The organism is Cryptosporangium minutisporangium (assembly GCF_039536245.1).
Taxonomy (GTDB): domain Bacteria; phylum Actinomycetota; class Actinomycetes; order Mycobacteriales; family Cryptosporangiaceae; genus Cryptosporangium; species Cryptosporangium minutisporangium.
The window spans coordinates 199146-217774 of sequence record NZ_BAAAYN010000024.1 but is presented as its reverse complement, the minus strand read 5'-3'; the positions used below and the strand labels follow the sequence as shown (position 1 = coordinate 217774).

At 73.1% G+C, this 18629-nt stretch carries 20 protein-coding genes; 15 read left to right on the top strand and 5 right to left on the bottom strand.

Going from position 1 to position 18629, the window contains the following annotated elements:
* Positions 1–95: 95 nt before the first annotated feature.
* The 14 genes from ABEB28_RS19935 (at position 96) to ABEB28_RS19870 (ending at position 12299) form a co-directional block, all read left to right on the top strand.
* On the top strand, positions 96–824 hold the full coding sequence (locus ABEB28_RS19935) for an amino acid ABC transporter ATP-binding protein (RefSeq protein WP_345729689.1): 729 nt from the start codon (positions 96–98) through the stop codon (positions 822–824).
* A gap of 91 nt (positions 825–915) precedes the next feature.
* The gene (locus ABEB28_RS19930; RefSeq protein ID WP_345729659.1) at positions 916–1887 is read left to right on the top strand and encodes a glutamate ABC transporter substrate-binding protein; all 972 of its coding nucleotides are present in this window, start codon (positions 916–918) and stop codon (positions 1885–1887) included.
* Positions 1888–1939: 52 nt separating this feature from the next.
* Positions 1940–2584 carry an amino acid ABC transporter permease gene (locus tag ABEB28_RS19925; RefSeq protein ID WP_345729658.1) on the top strand — a complete coding sequence of 215 codons (645 nt, stop codon included), beginning with the start codon at positions 1940–1942 and terminating at the stop codon, positions 2582–2584.
* 28 nt (positions 2585–2612) lie between these two features.
* Entirely contained in the window at positions 2613–3440 is an 828-nt protein-coding gene (locus ABEB28_RS19920; protein ID WP_345729657.1) for an amino acid ABC transporter permease, read from the top strand.
* Positions 3437–4414 carry an asparaginase gene (locus tag ABEB28_RS19915; RefSeq protein WP_345729656.1) on the top strand — a complete coding sequence of 326 codons (978 nt, stop codon included), beginning with the start codon at positions 3437–3439 and terminating at the stop codon, positions 4412–4414. Before ABEB28_RS19920 ends, ABEB28_RS19915 begins: the two co-directional genes overlap by 4 nt.
* Positions 4411–5094 carry a copper homeostasis protein CutC gene (locus tag ABEB28_RS19910; protein ID WP_345729655.1) on the top strand — a complete coding sequence of 228 codons (684 nt, stop codon included), beginning with the start codon at positions 4411–4413 and terminating at the stop codon, positions 5092–5094. Before ABEB28_RS19915 ends, ABEB28_RS19910 begins: the two co-directional genes overlap by 4 nt.
* The gene (locus ABEB28_RS19905) at positions 5091–6041 is read left to right on the top strand and encodes an ROK family protein (RefSeq protein ID WP_345729654.1); all 951 of its coding nucleotides are present in this window, start codon (positions 5091–5093) and stop codon (positions 6039–6041) included. Before ABEB28_RS19910 ends, ABEB28_RS19905 begins: the two co-directional genes overlap by 4 nt.
* Positions 6042–6252: 211 nt before the next feature.
* The gene (locus ABEB28_RS19900; protein ID WP_345729653.1) at positions 6253–7272 is read left to right on the top strand and encodes an AAA family ATPase; all 1020 of its coding nucleotides are present in this window, start codon (positions 6253–6255) and stop codon (positions 7270–7272) included.
* Positions 7269–8234, top strand: a complete 966-nt coding sequence (locus tag ABEB28_RS19895; protein WP_345729652.1) for a DUF58 domain-containing protein — start codon at positions 7269–7271, stop codon at positions 8232–8234. Before ABEB28_RS19900 ends, ABEB28_RS19895 begins: the two co-directional genes overlap by 4 nt.
* Complete coding sequence (locus ABEB28_RS19890) at positions 8231–9199, top strand: VWA domain-containing protein (RefSeq protein WP_345729651.1); 969 nt, start codon at positions 8231–8233, stop codon at positions 9197–9199. Before ABEB28_RS19895 ends, ABEB28_RS19890 begins: the two co-directional genes overlap by 4 nt.
* Positions 9200–9210: 11 nt before the next feature.
* Positions 9211–10044: a S1C family serine protease gene (locus ABEB28_RS19885; RefSeq protein ID WP_345729650.1), complete on the top strand. Its 834-nt coding sequence runs from the start codon at positions 9211–9213 to the stop codon at positions 10042–10044.
* 7 nt (positions 10045–10051) lie between these two features.
* Positions 10052–10735, top strand: coding sequence for a response regulator transcription factor (locus ABEB28_RS19880; protein WP_345729649.1), 684 nt, complete (start codon positions 10052–10054; stop codon positions 10733–10735).
* Positions 10732–11925 (top strand): sensor histidine kinase, encoded by a 1194-nt coding sequence (locus ABEB28_RS19875; protein ID WP_345729648.1) that lies wholly within the window; start codon positions 10732–10734, stop codon positions 11923–11925. The genes ABEB28_RS19880 and ABEB28_RS19875 overlap by 4 nt, the downstream gene beginning before the upstream one ends.
* A gap of 170 nt (positions 11926–12095) precedes the next feature.
* Entirely contained in the window at positions 12096–12299 is a 204-nt protein-coding gene (locus tag ABEB28_RS19870; protein ID WP_345729647.1) for a cold-shock protein, read from the top strand.
* Between the two features lie 100 nt (positions 12300–12399).
* Here the strand turns inward: ABEB28_RS19870 and ABEB28_RS19865 are convergent, their stop codons facing one another.
* The 5 genes from ABEB28_RS19865 to ABEB28_RS19845 all read right to left on the bottom strand — a co-directional run bounded on the left by ABEB28_RS19865 (position 12400) and on the right by ABEB28_RS19845 (position 17882).
* The gene (locus ABEB28_RS19865; protein WP_345729646.1) at positions 12400–13248 is read right to left on the bottom strand and encodes an alpha/beta fold hydrolase; all 849 of its coding nucleotides are present in this window, start codon (positions 13246–13248) and stop codon (positions 12400–12402) included.
* A gap of 302 nt (positions 13249–13550) precedes the next feature.
* Positions 13551–14279, bottom strand: a complete 729-nt coding sequence (locus tag ABEB28_RS19860; protein ID WP_345729645.1) for an AMP-binding protein — start codon at positions 14277–14279, stop codon at positions 13551–13553.
* Positions 14276–15814 (bottom strand): bifunctional 3-(3-hydroxy-phenyl)propionate/3-hydroxycinnamic acid hydroxylase MhpA, encoded by a 1539-nt coding sequence (gene mhpA, locus ABEB28_RS19855; protein ID WP_345729644.1) that lies wholly within the window; start codon positions 15812–15814, stop codon positions 14276–14278. The genes ABEB28_RS19860 and mhpA overlap by 4 nt, the downstream gene beginning before the upstream one ends.
* The gene (locus ABEB28_RS19850; protein ID WP_345729643.1) at positions 15811–16758 is read right to left on the bottom strand and encodes a fumarylacetoacetate hydrolase family protein; all 948 of its coding nucleotides are present in this window, start codon (positions 16756–16758) and stop codon (positions 15811–15813) included. Before ABEB28_RS19850 ends, mhpA begins: the two co-directional genes overlap by 4 nt.
* On the bottom strand, positions 16755–17882 hold the full coding sequence (locus tag ABEB28_RS19845; RefSeq protein ID WP_345729642.1) for a VOC family protein: 1128 nt from the start codon (positions 17880–17882) through the stop codon (positions 16755–16757). The genes ABEB28_RS19850 and ABEB28_RS19845 overlap by 4 nt, the downstream gene beginning before the upstream one ends.
* Positions 17883–17977: 95 nt before the next feature.
* Between ABEB28_RS19845 and ABEB28_RS19840 the strand changes: the two genes are divergently transcribed.
* A complete protein-coding gene (locus ABEB28_RS19840; protein ID WP_345729641.1) occupies positions 17978–18619 on the top strand; it encodes a TetR/AcrR family transcriptional regulator in 642 nt (213 codons plus the stop codon).
* Positions 18620–18629 lie beyond the last annotated feature (10 nt).

Genomic DNA, 18629 nt, shown 5'->3' with positions numbered 1-18629 from the left:
TCTTCGATTGCCGATTGACTTGCTTCGAGAATTGGACTTACGGTTCGCCGTGCTGGATGAACTGCTGTGGGACGGGAGGTGACGGCGTGACCGCGATGATCGAGGTGACCGCCGTGAACAAGCACTTCGGCGACGCTCACGTCCTGCGCGACGTCAACCTGGAGGTCGCCGCCGGCGAGGTGGTCGTGGTCGTCGGGCCGTCCGGGTCCGGCAAGTCGACGTTGTGCCGCTGCCTCAACCGGCTGGAGACGGTGACGTCCGGCGAGGTCCGCATCGACGGCCGTCCGCTGCCCCGGGAGGGGCGCGAGCTGGCCCGGCTGCGGTCGGAGGTCGGCATGGTCTTCCAGTCGTTCAACCTGTTCGGCCACCGCACGATCCTGGACAACGTCGCGCTCGGCCCCATCCACGTCGGCAAGCGCGACAAGGCGCGCGCCCGGGCGGACGGGCTGGAGCTCCTGGAGCGGGTCGGCATCGCCGATCAGGCCGGTAAGTACCCGGCGCAGCTCTCCGGCGGCCAGCAGCAGCGGGCGGCGATCGCCCGCGCGCTGGCGATGCGCCCCAAGGTGATGCTGTTCGACGAGCCCACGTCGGCGCTCGACCCCGAGATGGTCAGCGAGGTGCTCGACGTGATGGTCGGGCTCGCCGCCGACGGCATGACGATGGTCGTGGTGACGCACGAGATGGGGTTCGCCCGCCGCGCGGCCGACCGCGTCGTCTTCATGGACTCCGGACAGATCGTCGAGTCCGGTTCGCCGGACGAGTTCTTCACCGACGCCCGCAGCGAGCGCGCCCGCACCTTCCTCGCGAAGGTGCTGAGCCACTGACGCCCTCGGGCCCGGAAGCTTCCGGCAGCCGCCGGACCGCCAAACCCCCACTGCACACCCGCCGCCACCAGGCGGCAGGAAGGAAAGACAGATGGCGCCCAGAAGGCGTGCCCTCACCGCCGCCCGTGTCCGCCGCTCGCGGACCTCGCTGCTCACCGCGGTGGTCGCCGTCGCGACGCTCGCGCTGGCCGCCTGCGGCGGCGGCTCCGACTCGGACTCCTCCGCGGTTCCCCCGGCCGCGAGTTCCGCCTCCACGGACCTCTTCGCCGACGCTCCGGTCGCGGACGCCGCGGCGATCCTGCCCGGCTCGACGATGGAGAAGATCAAGAAGCGCGGCAAGCTGGTCGTCGCCGAGGCGCTGGACGCTCCGCTGCTCTCCCAGCAGGACCCGTCGAACCCGGAGAACGTCACCGGCTTCGACGCCGACCTGGCCAAGGCGCTCGCGATCTACATCCTCGGCAAGCCGAGCGTCGAGATCGTGCCGCCGGCCACCGAGACGCGCGAGGCCCTCCTCGCCAACGGCACCGTCGACGTCGTCTTCAACACGTACACGATCACCGAGGAGCGGGCGAAGCAGGTCACGTTCGCCGGGCCGTACTTCTCCTCCGGGCTGGCGGTCGCGGTGAAGACCGGCAACACCGAGATCAAGAGCATCGACGACCTGGCGGGCAAGACGGTGATCGTCGGCGCGAACACCCCGGCGGTCACCGAGATCCCGAAGCGGGTCCCGACCGCGAAGGTGATCCAGTTCGGCACCGACCCGCAGGCCGTCCAGGCGCTCACCCAGGGCCGCGGTGACGCGTACGTCCAGGACATCACGCTGCTTGCGAGCAACGCCGCGTCCAACAAGGACATCACGGTCGTCGGCAACCCGTTCACCGAGGAGCCGTACGGCATCGGCCTGAAGCACGGTGACGAGGCGATGAAGCAGTTCGTCAACACCTGGCTGACCACGATCCAGAAGCAGGGCCTCTGGGCCGACGTCTGGAAGGCCTCGCTCGGCACCGTCGTGAAGTCGGAGGCACCGCAGCCGCCGGCGATCGGTTCGGTTCCCGGGTCCTGATGTGTTCGGTGCCGGGGCCGCGGCCCCGGCACCTCCTCGTCTGGAGGAGTGCGTGAACGTCCTGCTCGACAATTTGCCCGCGCTGCTGGACGGGCTGTGGACGACGCTCTGGATGACCGTCGTCGCCGGCGTCGGCGCGCTGCTGCTCGGCGTCGTGGTCACCGCGGCCCGGGTCAGCCCGGTGCCGATCCTGCGTGGCCTCGCGTTCGGCTACGTGCAGTTCTTCCTCAACGTGCCGGCGCTCGCGCTGCTCGTGCTGTTCGTGTTCGCGCTCCCGGACATCGGGCTGCTGCTGCCGCTGACCACCACGGCCGTCGTCGTGCTGGTGATCTACGAGGCCGCGTACGTCGCCGAGGCGGTGCGCAGCGGCATCAACACGGTGTCGATGGGCCAGGCGGAGGCCGCGCGCGCACTGGGCCTGACGTTCTTCCAGTCGCTGCGGCTGGTGATCCTGCCGCAAGCGCTGCGCGCCGTCGTCCAGCCGGTCGGCAACGTGATGATCGCGCTGGTCATGAACACCTCGCTCGCCGCGGCCGTCGGCGTGGTCGAGCTGACCGCCAGCGCGAACAAGGTCAACCTCGTGCACGCCCAGCCGATCCCGATCTTCGTCGGCGCCGGGCTCGCCTACATGGCGCTCGCGCTCGTGATCGGGCTGTCGACCGGCGTGGTGGAGCGTCGGGTGGCGATCGTCCGATGAGCGCTTGCGTGAAGAGCAGGGGGCACCGATGAGCGCGTCTGTTCTCTTCGACGAACCCGGGCCGCGGGGGCGGCGCCGGATCCGGATCGCGTCGGCCGTCACCGTCGTCGTGCTGGCCGTGGTGGTCGGGCTCGCGCTGCAGCAGTTCGCGTCGCACGGCCAGCTGGACGCCGACAAGTGGCGTCCGTTCGGCGAGTGGCCGATCTGGGAGTACCTGCTGGTCGGTCTGCGGGGCACGCTGCAGGCCGCGGCCCTGGTCGCGGTGCTGGGTGCGGCGTTCGGGTTGGTGCTGGCGCTCGCCCGGCTCTCCCCGGTGCGCCCGATCCGCTGGCTGGCCGCGACCTACATCGAGATCGCGCGGACGCTTCCGGTCCTGCTGCTGATCTACGTGACGCTGTTCGCGTTGCCGGCGTACGGGCTGAATTTGCCGCTGCTCTGGAAGCTCGTGCTGCCGCTGACCGTGGCCAACAGCGCCGCGTTCGCGGAGATCTTCCGGGCCGGGATCGTCAGCATGCCGCGCGGGCAGAACGAGGCCGCGCTGAGCCTCGGGATGACCCGGACCCAGGCGATGCGGCTGGTCGTGCTTCCGCAGGCCCTGCGCGCGGTCGCGCCGTCGGTGGTGTCCCAGCTGGTCAGTCTGCTCAAGGACACCTCGCTCGGCTACATCGTCGCGTTCACCGAGCTGCTGTACCGCGCCCAGGTGCTCGCCGCCTACAACCACCTGCTCGTCCAGACGTACCTCGTCGTCACGCTCGTTTACCTGGTCTGCAACCTGTCGCTGTCGGGCGCCGCCCACCGTCTGCAGACGTTCACCCGGCGGCGCACCGCCGCCCCCGTTCCGGAGAAGACCCCATGAGTGACCTTGCTGAGCTGGCCGTCGTCGAACGCGACGGGTTTGCGGAGAGCCGCCACCACGGCACGCTGGTCGCGCTCTCCGCGGACGGCCGGGTCGCGTTCGCGGCCGGCGACCCGGACGCGCCGATCCTGCCGCGCTCGTCGGTGAAGCCGTGGCAGGCGGTCGCCTGCCGCGCGCTCGGCCTGGAGCTGGACGCCGCGGGCACCGCGTTGTCCGCGGGCAGCCACACCGGCGAGGACGCCCACGTCGCCGTGGTCCGGGAGATCCTGGCGTCGGCCGGGCTCGGCGAGGACGCCCTCGGCTGCCCGCCGGACCGGCCGGAGAACGTTCCGACGCGGGATCGGCTGATCGCCGCCGGGTCGCCGCCCGAGCGGATCCGGATGAACTGTTCCGGCAAGCACGCGGCGATGCTCGCGGCCTCCGTGCGCAACGGCTGGGACGTGGCCGGATACCTGGACGCCGACCATCCGGTGCAGCAGCGCGTCCGCGCCGCGATCGAGGAGGCCAGCGGTGGGCCGGTGACCCACGTGACCACCGACGGCTGCGGAGCGCCGCTCTTCGGCACCACCACGCTCGGCCTGGCGCGTGCCGCGTCCCGGCTGGTGACCGCTGCCGGAGGGACGCCGGAGCGGGTGGTCGCCGACGCCATGCGCGCCGAGCCGTTCTACGTCGCCGGGACCGGGCACGTGAACACCGAGCTGATGCGCCGGGTGCCCGGCGTCGTCGCGAAGGGCGGGGCCGAGGGCGTCCTGATCGCGGCCGCGGCGGACGGCCGTGCGGTCGCGATGAAGGTCCTCGACGGTTCGCCGCGGGCCACCACGATGCTCGCGGTCGCGGCGCTGACCGCGCTCGGTGTCGACACGTCCGACGCGGGTGACCTCGCGGAGGTGCCGGTGCTCGGCGGCGGCCGGCCGGTCGGCCGGATCCGGCTCGGCGTCGACGTGGCGGAGCTCGCTTCGGTCGGGCCGCGGTGACGCTCGTCGAGATCTGCGTGGACGACGTCGACGGGGCCAGGATCGCGGAGGCCTGCGGCGCGGACCGGATCGAGCTCTGCGCCGACCTGCTGGAGGGCGGTATCACGCCGAGCCACGGCATGCTGGACGCCGTCGTCGGGGCGACGTCGCGGGTCGGCGTCCAGGTGCTGATCCGGCCGCGCGGCGGGGACTTCGTGTACTCCGCCGACGAGGTGCGGGTGATGCGGTTCGACATCCGGACGTTCGCGCGGTATCCGCGGGTGGGGTTCGTGCTGTCCGGGCTGACGCCGTCCGGGCGGGTGGACGTTCCGGCGCTGTCCGAGCTGCTCGCGGAGTGCGGTGGTGCGCCGGTGACGTTCAGCCGCGCGTTCGACCAGGTGGACGACCAGTTCGAAGCGCTGGACACGCTGGCCGGGCTGGGCGTGCGCCGGGTGCTCACCGGGGGAGGTCCTGGCACCGCCGCGGAGGGCCGCGACCGGCTCCGGGCTCTGGTCGAGCACGCCGACGGTCGGCTCGCGGTCCTCGCGGGCGGGTCGGTGCGGTCACCCAACGTCGCGGCGCTGGTCGCGCACACCGGCGTGCCGGAGGTGCACCTGCGCGCGATGGCGCCGGTGGGGGGCCGGGACCGGACCTCGGCGGACGAGGTGCGGGCCGTGCTGACCGCGCTGGGGGACCGATGACCACCGCGGTCGTCGCCGTCGATGTGGGAGGCACCACGGTCAAGGCCTCCGTGGTCGACGACCGGGGGTCGCGGCGGTACCACCGCACGGCGCCGAGCGCGGGGGGCGACGACACGGTCGCGGTGATCCGGACGCTGATCGACGCGTTGCGCGCCGACGCGCTCGCCGACGGGCTGGACGTGCTGGCCGCCGGAGTGGTGACACCCGGCCTGGTCGACGCCGGGACCGGGCGGGTCGCGTACGCGTCGAACCTGGGCTGGCGGGACCTGGACCTGCGGGCGGCGCTGGAGGGTCCGCTGGGGTTGCCGGTCTCGGTCGGCCACGACGTGCGGGCGGCCGGGAGGGCCGAACGACACCTGGGCGCGGCTCGCGGTGCGGGGGACTTCGTGCTGTTGCAGCTCGGCACCGGGATCGCGGCGGCGGTCGTGACCGAGGGCGCGCTGGTCAGCGGCGCGGGCAGCGCCGCGGGGGAGGCCGGGCACATGCCGGTCTACCCGGGCGGCGAGCCGTGCCCGTGCGGAAAGCGCGGCTGCCTCGAGGCGTACGCGTCGGGCGCGGCGATCGCCCGCCGGTACCGGGCGGCCGGTGGGCGCGACGGTGCCACCGCACGGGGTGTGGCTGGGTTGCTCGGCCGGGACCCGATCGCCGACCAGGTCTGGGACGAGGCGGTGACCGCGCTCGCGCTCGGCGTCAGCACGCTGACGATGGTGCTCGACCCGGCGCTGGTCGTGCTCGGAGGTGGGTTGGCGCTCGCCGGTGACGCGCTGCTCCGGCCGGTGGAGCGCGCGCTGCCGGAGCTGCTGGTGTGGCGGGCCGCGCCGCGGATCCGGCTGTCGACGCTCGGTACCACTGGCGGCGAGTGGGGCGCGGCGATCGAGGCGTTCGGGCTCACCGCGTCCGCGCGCTGCGTCGAAGCGTGGAGCCGCCCGGTGGCCCCGGCCGTCTGACCCGCCCCGGGGGTGGGCCGCCGTGTCCTGCCCCCGGCGCGTAGCGCGCGGCGCCCCGCCCGCCGCCGAGCGTCGTGCGCCGCCGCGAGAATGCGACAACCGCGCCCGCGCGGCCCGGAGAGCGCGACAACCGTCAGCGGCGCAACCCCTCGCGGGCGGGCGGAAGCGGCGCCTTCGGTTGGTTTTCGGTGTGGCTTGTTGTGCTTGATCCATGACAGAGCACACCCCGGAGTCCGACGCGCGTTTGCTCGAGCAGACGCTGTTCGAGGTCAAGAAGGTCATCGTCGGGCAGGACCGGCTGGTCGAGCGGCTGCTGACCGCGCTGCTCGCCGGCGGACACTGCCTGCTGGAGGGCGTGCCAGGCGTCGCCAAGACCCTCGCCGCCGAGACGCTCGCGACGGCGGTCGGCGGTAGTTTCCGCCGGATCCAGTTCACCCCCGACCTGGTGCCCTCCGACATCCTCGGCACCCGGATCTACCGGCCGAGCCAGGAAAGCTTCGACGTCGAGCTCGGGCCGGTGATGGCCAACCTGGTGCTCGCCGACGAGATCAACCGGGCACCGGCGAAGGTGCAGTCCGCGCTGCTGGAGGTGATGGCCGAGGGCCACGTCTCGATCGGTGGCCGCACCTATCCGGTACCGCGCCCGTTCCTGGTGCTGGCCACTCAGAACCCGATCGAGAGCGAGGGCGTCTACCAGCTCCCGGAGGCCCAGCGCGACCGGTTCCTGATGCGCGTCGTCGTGGGCTACCCGGACGAGCGCGAGGAGCTGGCGATCCTCTACCGGATGGGCGGCGTGCGGCCGGCCGCGCAGTCCGTACTGGACCCCACGACGCTCGTCCGCCTGCAGGAGCGGGCCCGCGACGTGTTCGTGCACCACGCGCTGGCCGAGTACGTCGTCCGGCTGGTGTTCGCCACCCGGGACCCGGCGCGGTTCGGCCTGCCTGAGGTGGCCGGCCAGCTCGCCTACGGTGCCAGCCCTCGGGCGACGCTCGGGCTGGTGGCCGCGGGGCGGGCGCTGGCGTTGCTGCGCGGCCGCGGTTACGTCTTACCCGGCGACATCCTCGACGTCGCGCCGGACGTCCTCTCCCACCGGCTGGTGCTGGCGTTCGACGCGGTCGCCGACGGCGTCCCACCGGAGACGCTGGTCAGGCGGATCGTCGAGGTGGTACCGCGCCCGACGATCGCCCCGGCGCAGGGAACGTCGGGCCCCGGGCTCGGAGTGGCCGCATGAGCCCGGCCGAGCTGACGCCGGAGCGGCGGCTCCGTCGGCTGGAGCTGGTGATCACCCGGCGGCTCGACGGACTGCTGCACGGCTCCTACCTCGGGCTGCTGCCCGGCGTCGGCAGCGAAGCCGCCGGTAGCCGCGAGTACCAGCCGGGTGAGGACGAGGTGCGCCGCATGGACTGGGCGGTCACCGCCCGGACCACCACGCCGCACGTCCGGACCGTCGACGCCGACCGGGAGCTGGCGACCTGGGTGCTCGCCGACGCCACCGCGAGCATGGACTTCGGCACCGGTGACCTCGAGAAGCGGGAGCTGACGGTCGCCGCCGTGGCCGCGGTCGGGTTCCTCACCGCCGGTGCGGGCAACCGGCTCGGCACCCACCTGCTGCACCCGGACGGTGTCCGCCGCTTCCCGGCGCGCAGTGGCCGCACCCACCTGCTCGGCATCCTCCGGGCGCTGCTCGCCGCGCCCCGATCCGAGGCTTCCGGAGACCCCGGCTTCCCGGACGCGCTCACGCAGCTGAACCGCAGGACGGCCCGCCGCGGTCTGGTCGTGGTCGTCTCCGACTTCCTCGACGGCCTCGACGAGGACGGGCTGGGGCGGGGCGCACCGGCCTGGGAACAGCCGCTGCGGCGACTGGCCGCCCGTCACCAGGTCCTCGCGGTGCACGTCGTCGATCCGCGCGAACTGGAACTGCCGGACGTCGGCGTGCTCACCGTCGTCGACCCGGAGACCGGGCAGCGACGCGAGGTCGCGACGGCCGCCCGGGCGCTGCGGGAACGGTACGCGGCCGCCGCCCAGCAGCAGCAGGCCACGATCGCCGGTGCGCTGCGGCGGGCCGGGGCCGCACACCTGATCCTGCGCACCGACCGCGACTGGGTCGCCGACATCGTCCGGCACGTCTACGCGCAACGCCGCCTGGGCCGTGCCGCTCACCGACCGATCAGCACCGGAGGTGCCACCGCATGAACTGGCTCTCCCCGGAGCGGCTGTGGCTGCTGCTCGGCGTCGCCGCGCTCGCGGCGGCGTACGTGCTCGCGCAGCGTCGCCGCAGCCGGTACGCCGTCCGGTTCACCAACCTCAAGCTGCTCGACCGGGTCGCGCCGCAGCAACCGGCCTGGCGCCGGCACGTCCCGGCGAGCCTCTTCCTCGTCATGCTGATCCTGCTGGTGGTGGGCTTCGCCCGGCCGCAGGCGGAGGTCCAGGTACCCCGGGAGCGCGCCACGGTGCTGGTCGCCGTCGACGTCTCCCGCTCGATGCTCGCCCCCGACGTCGCCCCGGACCGGCTGACCGCCGCGAAGGACGCGGCCCGGGAGTTCGTCGCCGACCTGCCCGAGCAGTTCAACGTCGGCCTGATCGGATTCGCCGGCAGCGCGTCGGTGTTCGTTCCGCCCTCGACCGACCACGACGCGGTGGCCGCCGGAATCGACCGGCTCGCCGAAGGCAGCGCCGGACAGTCGGGTACCGCGATCGGCGACGCGATCGCGACCTCCCTCGACCAGATCCGGTCGGCGTCCGAGGGGGACGAGGACGCGCCGCCCGCGCGCGTGGTCGTGCTCTCCGACGGTGCGAACACCGCCGGTCAGAACCCGGACGACGCGGCCAGGCTCGCCGCCGAGCAAGGCGTTCCGGTGGACACGATCGCGTTCGGCACCGCCGACGGAACGATCGACGCCGGCAGCGGTCTCGGCACCGGCGCCCAGCCGGTGCCGGTCGACGGCCAGACCCTCGAATCGGTGGCCGGCGCGACCGGTGGCTCCTACTTCCAGGCCGGCGACGCCGACGAGCTGCGCGACGCGTACTCCGACATCGGCAGCTTGATCGGCTACGACACCGAGGTCCAGGACGTCTCGGCGCGGTTCATCGGCGTCGGCCTGGTGCTGGCCGTGCTCGCTGCGGTCGCCTCCCTGTTCTGGTTCGCCCGCCTTCCGTGAGGGGATCGCTCATGTCCGGACTGGGATCACCGAGGGGACCGCACTTCGTCTCCCCGCACCTCCTCGCACCACCGCCCTATGTGCCGATCGCACCGCCGGGCACCCGCCGCCGCTGGCCGCTGGTCGCCGCAGCCGGCGTGGCGGTGGTCCTGCTCTCGACGGGCACCGGCGGCGTCGCCGGGTACGTCGCGGGGGCGGACGAGCAGCCACCCGCCGCGGTCGCGACGACCGGCATCCCGTCCGATCTGGTCGCCGCGGCCAGCCGGGCTCTCCCGGGTGTCGTCTCCGTGCAGGTCCGCACCGGATCGGGTGGTTCGTCCGGGTCCGGCTTCGTCTTCGACGACCGCGGCCACGTCGTCACGAACAACCACGTCGTCGCGGCCGAGGGCGGTGGATCGGTGTACGTCGTCGGCTCGGACGGGCGCCGGCTGCGCGCCGAGGTGATCGGCACCGACCCGAGCAGCGACATCGCGGTGCTGCGGGTCGATCCGTCGCCCGCGTTACGCCCGCTCGGCCTCGCCGACCTCGGCCGGACCCGGGTCGGCGAGCCGGTTCTCGCGGTCGGCTCGCCGCTCGGACTGTCCGGCACCGTGACCGCCGGCATCGTCAGCGCGCTGGACCGGGAGGTGCGGCTCGGCGGTGCGGTGCGGCAGTCGGCCGTGCAGACCGACGCGTCGATCAACCCCGGCAACTCCGGTGGCCCGCTGGTCAACGCGCGCGGCGACGTCGTGGGCGTCAACACCGCGATCGCGACGCTGGAGGGCGGTGGCTCGATCGGGATCGGGTTCGCGATCCCGATCGACCGCGTGCAGCAAGTCGCCACCACGCTGATCGCCCGGGGATAGTTGGAGCATGAGGCTCTTGGTGGTCGAGGACGAAGAGGACCTGGCCGAGGGTCTGCGCGTCGGCCTGTCCCGCACCGGCTACGCCGTCGACGTCGCCACCGACGCGACCGAGGCCGCCGACCGGCTCACCGTCCACGCGTACGACCTGATGCTGCTCGACGTCAACCTGCCCGACGGCGACGGGTTCGCGCTGTGCCGGTCGCTGCGCACCGGTGAGCTGACGACGCCGGGCGACGGCGACCTGCGCGTGCTGATGCTCACCGCCCGTGGCGGGCTGCGCGACCGGGTCCGTGGCCTGGACGAGGGCGCAGACGACTACCTGGTCAAGCCGTTCCACCTGGCCGAGCTGCTGGCCCGGATCCGGGCGTTGCTCCGCCGCGACACCAGCGGCACCACGGCGACGCTCGCCGTCGGCGACCTGGCGCTGGACACCGCCCGGCACACCGCGACGCTGCGCGGCGAGCCGCTGACGCTGACCCGCAAGGAGTTCGGCGTGTGTGAGTACCTGATGACCAGGCCCGGCCTCGTGGTCTCCAGTGAGGAGCTGCTCGAGCACGTCTGGGACGCCAACGCCGACCCGTTCACCCAGACGGTCCGGGTCACGGTCGGGACGCTGCGGCGCAAGCTCGGCGACGGGTCGATCGAGACCGTGGTCGGGCGGGGTTACCGGCTCCGGGACGGTGGCTGGTGAGGCGGCCCGAGGTGTTCCGCTCGATCCGGTTCCGGCTCACGGTGATCTACTCGACGCTGCTCTTCGCGCTGGCCGGCACCGCGCTCGGCGTCACCTACATCGCGGTGGCGCAGACGACCGAGCCGCAGCCGATCACCCAGCGGACCGCCAAGGTCTACGGCGCCGAGTGGGAGCTCCTCGGGACGACCACCGTGGCCGAGGTCAGCGAGATCGAGGCCGCGGTCAACTACAACACGCTGCAGAACCTGCGCACGTACTCGCTGATCGCGCTCGGTGGGCTGTTCGTGGCGAGCCTCGGCATCGGCTGGGTGCTCTCCGGGCGGGTGCTGCGGCCGGTCGGCGCGATCGCCAGGGCCGCGCGGGACATCCAGGCCACCGACCTGTCCCGCCGGATCCGGCTGCACGGACCGCACGACGAGCTGCGGGAGCTCGGCGACACGATCGACTCGATGCTCGACCGCCTCGAGGACGCGTTCTCGGCGCAGCGTCAACTGATCGACGATGCCTCCCACGAGCTGCGCAGCCCGCTGGCGATCATCCGTACCCACCTGGACGCGTCGCTGACCGACCCCGACGCGACGCCGGACGAGCGGCAGCGGGCGGTCGCGGTCGTCGACCGCGCCACGTCGCGGATGTCGCGCCTGGTCGAGGACCTGCTGGCGACCGCGCGCCGGGACGCGGACGCCGCGGTCGAGACCGATGTGGATCTCGCCGCGGTCGCCAGGGAAGCCGGGGAGGAGGCCTCGCTCGACGACCGTCCGATCCGGCTCCGGTACGCGACCGTGCCCGGCCTGCGCCTGGTCGGTGACGCGGACGCGCTGCGGCGCGCGGTCGGCAACTTGCTCTCCAACGCGCTGCGCCTCGCCCCGGAGGGATCCACCGTCACGGTGGCCACCGGCCGGTCCGGGTCGTGGCTGTGGGCGGCGGTCGCCGACGAAGGGCCGGGCATCGCGCAGGAGGACCTTCCCCGCGTGTTCGACCGGTTCTGGCGGGCGCCGAACGGACGGAGCTCGTCGCGCGAGCGCCGCACCGGGCTGGGCCTCGCGATCGTCCGGCAGATCACCGAATCCCACGGCGGCTCCGTCGCGGCTTTCTCCGCGGTCGGGACGGGCAGTACGTTCGTACTCTGGCTTCCGGCCGCCGACCGCACGGGCGACGAACCACCCCCGCAACGCAGTCCATGGCCCTGACGCGCTGCGCGGACAAACTCCCTGATGCGTCGGTATCGCGCGTTACTTCTGATCTGCGCCACGTCTTTGCAGTTTTTCCGACGGGTCGAATGGACAGGAGTTGACGCGTAAGGAAGGGTTAGGCCCACGGCCCACGTGGGGCCGAGGAAGCTTTTCGGAGGAAATACAGCATGGCTACTGGCACCGTGAAGTGGTTCAACGCAGAGAAGGGCTTCGGCTTCATCGCCCCGGACGGGGGCGGCCCGGACGTCTTCGCCCACTACTCGGCGATCCAGGGACAGGGCTACAAGGAGCTGACCGACGGTCAGCAGGTCGAGTTCGAGGTCACGCAGGGCCAGAAGGGCCCGCAGGCTGCGAACATCCAGCCTCTCTGAGCCGCTAGGTTGCGCCGGGCTACACATCCGGCGCGACCGTCCCGGTCGTCGCGACGCCCGGCCCCGATGAGGGCCGGGCGTTGCTGCGTGTAGGGGCCCGTCAGGTCACCGTGCGGACGAGGTCGGCGACGCGCTCCGGCATCGACAGGAACGGCGAGTGCGACGCGTCGAGCGCCACCACGGTCGTCGGATTCCCCGGATAGGCCGCGTCGGCCTCCGCGATGAACCTGCGCTGCAACGTCGGCCGAATCGCCATGTCCTGCTCGCAGGTGACGTAGGTGCGCGGCACTGAGCCCCAGCCGTCGCTGGTCAGCGTGGTGGTTGCGGTGACGATCGCGGCCGGCGCGTCCGGGCTGAGCAATCCGATCGCGGCGTCGGCGGCGTCCGGGTCGACGTCGCCGTAGAACGCCTGACGCAGCTGCGCCTGGTAGTCGGCGTCGCTCGACGACGTGTCCAGCCGGAGCGCCCCCACCGCCGCGGGATCGGCGCGCAGGGACGGCCCGATGAGCTCGCCCGCGTTCTCCGGCGACTGGATGTAGGCGATGCCGGGGACGCCGGACGCGGGCATGAACGCCGCCAGATACACCGCGTGCGCGATCAACTCGGGCGCTTGCTGGGCGGCGCGGGTCAGGACGAAGCCGCCGGCGCTGTGAGCGACCACCACGACCGGGCGGCCGCCGCCGAGCTGTTGGATCTGCGCGATCAGCAGGTCACCGGCGTGGTCGAGATCCACGTCGGCCACCGGGGAGACCTCGGTGGCCTGCGCCTGCGCGTCCGCCGGTGACCGACGCGCGAACGCGGGGCGGCGTGCCCGCAAGCCGTGTCCGGCCATGTCGACGGCGGCCGCCCGGCGCCCGGCCGCTGCGAGCCGAGGGAGCACCTCCGACCAGCACCAGGACCCGTGCCAGAAGCCGTGGAGAAGTAACAGGGGGGCCGGGTCGCCGGACATGTCGCTCCTCGGGGTGCGGCGTCGCTACCTCGGAGTCTCCGATGAGGGCGGGTCGGAGAACCGGTCAATCGATCCGCTTCTTACCCGGCAGTCCACGGAACGCTCGCGAGAGTCTGATTGTGGCAGGAAGCGGCCCGCGTCGTCAGGTTTACCGCTCGTCGAGGCGCTCGATCATGAACGTCGCCGGGGCGAGCCGGAGAGCGGGGCCGCGGCGTTGTCCGCGCGCATCGCGCGCCGCGTCGGCGTCTGTCCGGCTCACCGCGGGCCGGCCAGGGGGATGCGCTGGAGATCGTGGCCCACGATCACCGTGCCGGAGTAGCCGGTCCGGGCCTTCCGCTCCCAGACGGCGTCCGGAACCAGGTTCGGGTCGCCCGGCGAGAGGTGATTGAGGACCAGGGTCGGGACGCCGGCCTGTAGCTCGCGAGGTCACCGGGTGCGGCCCGGTCCGCGGTGAGCAGCCGGTCGTCCGGCTGGGCGGCGGCCAGCTCGTCCAGGGACGGAACATCGGCGCGCGACTGAGCATCCAGCGCGTCCAGGCGATCCGGATCGTCGGGCTGCAGCGCCAGGACCGGAACGCCGAGCTCCTTCCCCAGCTCGGCCGCGAGCTCGATCGACGGTTCCGCCGCCACGATCAGGCGGGCGCCGCCGAGGCGCAGCAGGCCGGCGATCGCCGCCGGGGAGAGCGCCGGGTTGATCGGCTGCGCGATCCCGACCGCCTGGGCGGCGAGCAGCGCGGCGAGCATCTCGCCGCTGTTCGGGGCGAGGAACGCGACCGCGTCCCGGCGGCCGACACCCAGCTCGGTGAAGACGTTGGCGACCCGGTGCACGCGGTCGCGCAGCTCCGCGTGGGTCGACGTGACCGGCTTCTGCCAGGCGGTGACGTCGGGCAGGAACACGGTCGCCTCGTCGTCGGGCCAGCAGGTCGCCGCGCGGTCCAGCAGCGCGTACGTGCTGGCGGGGAGCGCACGGTCGGACAGCGGCACGGCCTCGATGCCGGCGGGGTCGGTGTCGGTGGGCCAGAGCAGGCTCATGCGGCTCCTTCCAGGAGCATGCGGAACGGTGGGAGGAGAGGAAGAGAGGCTCGAACGGCGTCCAGCAGGCCCTGGCCGGTGCGGTCGGCGGCCAGCACCACCCGATCCGGCCGGATCAGCGCGTACCGGGCACGGCCGCGCGCCAACCAGGCACGGAGCGTGCCGTCGTCGTCCGCGAGGTCGCGGCCGAGGACCAGACGCCGAGCGCCGATGCTCGCGGCCAGCGCGTCGGCCGTGTCGTCGAGCGGGCCGGCGGAGAGCAGCGCGAACCCGGTGCCGAGGACGTCGTCGAACCGCTGGGGGTGGCCGTCGACCGTCACCCAGGGCTGCGGGACCAGGGTTCCGGCGAGGCCGGGGCGTGGTCCGGGCCGCGAGCGGACCAGCGGGCCGCGGCGCAGGCGCGGCGCGGCGGCGTCCAGCGCACTGGCGGTGAAGCCGGGCAGCCGGCAGGCACCGGCCAGCACGGCTCGGCGGAGTGCGGCGGCGCCGTCCTGGCCGCCGGTCATCGTCCAGCCGACCATCATCGCGGTCCGCACCATTCGCCGGGCGTGCGGCGCGCGCTCGGTGGCGTACGTGTCGAGCAGCCGTTCGTCGGCCGCGTGGCGGAGCACGGCGGCCAGCTTCCAGGAGAGGTTGAGCGCGTCCCGCACACCCGAGCCGAGGCCCTGTCCGATGAACGGCGGGGTGAGATGGGCGGCGTCGCCGAGCAGGAACACGCGGCCGCGTCGCCACCGATCGGCGAGCCGGGCCTTGAACGTGTAGGCCTGGGCGCGGATCACCTCGACCGGCGCGCCACCCGTCCACGGGCGGAGCAACTCGGCCAGGCGGTCGGGCTCCGTGAGCGCGGCGACGTCCTCACCCGGTCGCACCCGGAACTCCCACCGGTACCGGTCCGGGCCGACGCGCATGTAGGTGGCCGCGCGCGCCGGGTCGCAGACCTGGTGGACGCCGTCCCACGCGTCCAGCGGCGTGGCGCTGCGGGCGTCGATCACACACCACTGCTCGGAGAACCCCAGATCGGTCAGGGTGGCGCCGATCGACGCCCGCACCGTGCTGTTCGCCCCGTCGCAGCCGAGCACCGCGCGGGCGGTCAGGTCCTCGCGGCCCCGGACCCGCAGGCGGACGAGACCGGCCTCCTGGTGCACGCCGAGCACCTCGGCCCCGGTGCGGAGCGGGATCCCGGCGCCGGCGACCGCCTCCCGCAGCAACCGCTCCAGGTCGGGCTGGTCGAAGAGGTTCGCCTGCGGATACCCGTGGTCGCCGATCGGCCGGGCCCGGCGGAACTCGGCCATCGTCCGGTGCCGGGCGTCGAGCAGCCGCATGCCGAGCGTCGGGCGGCTCACCCGGCGGAAGGCCTCCGCGACGCCGGCCGCCTGCAGGATCCGGCACACCTCGTCGTCGAGGTGCACCGCGCGGGGCAGCGGGAACGGCTGCGGATGGCGTTCCAGGACGACGCTGGGCACGCCGTGCCGGGCCAGCAGCAGGGCGGCGGTGAGCCCGACCGGGCCGGCGCCGACGATCGCCACCGGAATCACGGCGCGGTCACCGTCGTGTGCTGGCAGCCGAGATCGATCCGCCCGTCCGGCGTCGCGATGCTCGCCGTGACCACGTCGCCCGGCTTCAGGTAGCGCGGATTGGCCTCCTGGCGGGCGAAGAACGTCCGCCACTTGCGCTCGGGCGGCAGCAGGGCGCCGATCTTCTCGACGATCTTCGGAGGCGCCTTCAGCGCGGTACCGCCCGGTGTGCCGGTGAGCAGCAGGTCGCCGGGCGCGAGCGTCTGGAATCGGGCCAGCAGGGTCAGCGCGCGGGCCGGGCCGACGATCATGTCGGCGAGCGTCCGATCCTGCCGGGGGACACCGTTGACCGCCAGACGCAGGCGCAGGTTGATCAGGTGCGGGAAGTCCTCCGGTTCGAGCAGGGTGAGCCGCGGCCCGACCGGGGTGAACGTGGGGTAGGACTTGCTCTCGTAGAACTGGCCCTTGGTCAGCTGCACGTCGCGGGCGCTGACGTCGTTGGCGACGACGAGCCCGGCGACGTACTCGGCCAGCGTCGCCTCGGTGACCACCGTCCCGATCGGCACTGCGGCGCCGAGAACCAGGCCGAGCTCGACCTCGTAGTCGAGCAGCCGGACGTGGGCGGGCTTGACGATCGGGTCGGTCGGTCCGCTGATCGACGCCGACGACTTGCGGAAGAACGTCGGCGACACCCGGTCGGGGTCGAAGCCGGAGTCCTTGGCGTGCGAGCGGTAGTTCACCATCTGCGCGACCACCCGGCACGGGGCGGTGACCGGCGATTCGTGTGCGAGCTCCGCGATCGGCCTCGTCCCCGCGGAGGCGCCGGCATTCTCCGCCGCCTTCTCGACCGCGGCGCGGTCGGCGAGCAGCTCGGCGGTGGTGGTGGCAGCGGTCTCGATGCCGATGGCGTGGCCGTCGCGCTCGATCCACCAGCCGTCGGCCGTGCGGACTACGTCGATCGTCATTTTTTCATCGCCTTCATCAGCGCGATCAGGCGCGGGACGTCGATCTCGTTGGTGTCGTCGCGGAGCGCGCCGAGCACAGTGCTGGCCATCGCCGGCGACGGTCGGGTGCCGAGGAAATCCGCGGTCACCGGCGGTCCCCACTGGGACAGGCCGCTGGCCGACATCTCCGCCCAGCCCGGCTCGACCGTCGCGTCGAACAGGTCGCCGTCGGCGAAGTGCTCCATCATCAGCCGGTCCGGGTCGCGCCAGTAGTCGAAGATCTGGCTGCCCTGGATGTGCCGGCCGATGCCCCAGACGCGTCGGTAGCCGCGCTCGGTCAGGTACTCGCCGCCGGCCGCGACGGCGTCCAGGTCGGTGACCTGGTAGGCGGAGTGCACGTAGCCGGTCTCCGGGCCCAGGTGCATGGCGAGCGTGTGGTGGTCGGCCGGTTCGCTGCCCCGGTCGCAGCGGAGGAACGCCATCGTCGGCCCGCGATCCCGCTGGCCGTCGAGGAACAGGAAGTCGCTGACGATCAGCCCGAAGTGCTCCAGGTACCAGTCCAGTGCCTGGCCGAACCGCGTGGTCTGCAGCACGACGTGCCCGAGGCGCTGGACCCTGGCCGGTTCGCGCGGCGGCCGCTGCGTCGCGTTGATCCGGTGTGGCGCGGCGCCGACGTTCAGCGTCTGCGGCCGCTGCTCGGGCAGCGCGGGCAACTCCTCGACGCCGTGGACGACGCGGACCGGGAACCCGCTCGGATCCCGGACGTCGACGACCCGGCCACCGCCGGGCTCAGCGAGCTGCCGGACGTCCGCGCCGGTGTGGCGCGCGAGCCGGTCGAGGTCGGCGGCGTCGACGGCGCGGAACGCCGGGCCGACGAAGCGGGACACCGGCCCCCGGCGGATCACCGAGCAGCCGGACCCGGCGAACGTCCCGCGGAGGTAGAGCGCACCGTCCGTCCGCGCGGCCACCGCGAAGCCGAAGTCGCCCGCGAAGCGCTCGGCCCGGTCGAGGTCCGGCTTCTCGAACTCCAGCCACGCCAGGTCGGCGACCTTGATCACCGGGTTCCGGGCGCGGCCGGGATGCTCGCCGCGGTGGGCGCCGTGCTCGCTGTGCAGGTTCTCGTGCGCGGTCGCTGGCTCGGCCATCGCGACGCCCCCTCGTCCTCGGGCTACCCATCAAAGTGACGAAATCTTCAACTCTGATGAAACCCTCTGTCAAGAGCCTCCTCTACAGTCGGGGGGTGACCGCTGAGACCGACGCACGGCAGGGAGCCAACCGCGTCGCCCGCCGAAAGGCCCGGACGCGCCAGGCGCTGATCACGGCCGCCCGCGACGTGCTGGCCAGCGGGGGGAGTACCGACCTCAGCGTTCAAGAGCTCACCGAGGCCGCCGACGTCGGGCTCGGGTCGTTCTACAACCACTTCACGAGCAAGGCCGAGTTGTTCGAGGCCGCCGTCCTGGAGGTCCTCGAGCAGCACGGCCAGTACCTCGACGACCTGCTCCCCGACGTCGAGGACCCGGCCGAGGTGTTCGCGGCCTCGGTGCGGCTGACCGGCCGCCTGGTGGGCACGCACCCGCACATGGCCCGCATTCTGGCGCGGTCGGGAATGGCCTATCTGGAGGCCGACCGCGGGCTCGCGCCCCGGGCGTTGCGCGACATCGAGCGGGGTATCGCGTCCGGACAGTTCACCGTGCGGAACGCGTACGTGGCACTGGCCAGCACGGCCGGCTCACTGCTCGCGTTCCTGCACCTGCGCCTGTCCGGTGGGGACGTCGTCGAGGCCGACGCCGACGAGCTCGCCGAACAGGTGCTCCGGATGCTCGGCATGCCCCCGGACGTCGCCCACGAGATCGCCCACCGCCCGCTGCCGGACCGTTCCTGACCACGCGCGC